The sequence below is a fragment of the Vogesella urethralis genome (assembly GCF_007644045.2).
GTDB lineage: Bacteria > Pseudomonadota > Gammaproteobacteria > Burkholderiales > Chromobacteriaceae > Vogesella > Vogesella urethralis.
The window spans coordinates 1-467 of record NZ_VMDW02000074.1; the positions used below are offsets into that span (position 1 = coordinate 1).

1 protein-coding gene is annotated in these 467 nt (G+C 56.1%); it reads right to left on the reverse strand.

From position 1 onward, the window contains the following. Nucleotides 1-467, reverse strand: a 467-nt coding sequence (locus tag FLQ03_RS07110) for a type I restriction enzyme subunit R domain-containing protein (protein WP_420855652.1), incomplete at both ends; no start/stop codon positions are given.

Sequence of the window (467 nt, forward strand, 5' to 3'; positions counted from 1 at the left end):
GAATAAGCCTGCATCAGGCCATGGAAGCGCAGATTCTTGTCGACAAACAATGTATTGAGCGTGGGGGCATCAAAACCGGTCAGGAACATGCCCACCACGATCAGCAGGTCGATCTCCTTGGCCTTCACCTGTTTGGCCAGATCGCGGTAGTAGTTCTGGAAGCCGTTGCTATCCACGCTGAAATTAGTCTTGAACAGCGCGTTGTAGTCGGCGATGGCCGCGCTCAGGAACTCCTTGGCGCTGCTGTTCATGGCGGACACGTCAAAGCTCTCGTCCTGAATGTCGCCAATCGCGTCCTGCTCTTCGTTGGCCGCAAACGAGAAGATGGTCGCTACGCGCAAAGGCTTGTCACTGGTCTTTTGCAGCTCGCGGAAGCACTCGTAATACAGCTTGGCGGCATCCACGCTGCTGACGGCAAACATGGCATTGAAGCCCTTGTTGCCCGCATGCAGGCGGTGGGTCTTCTG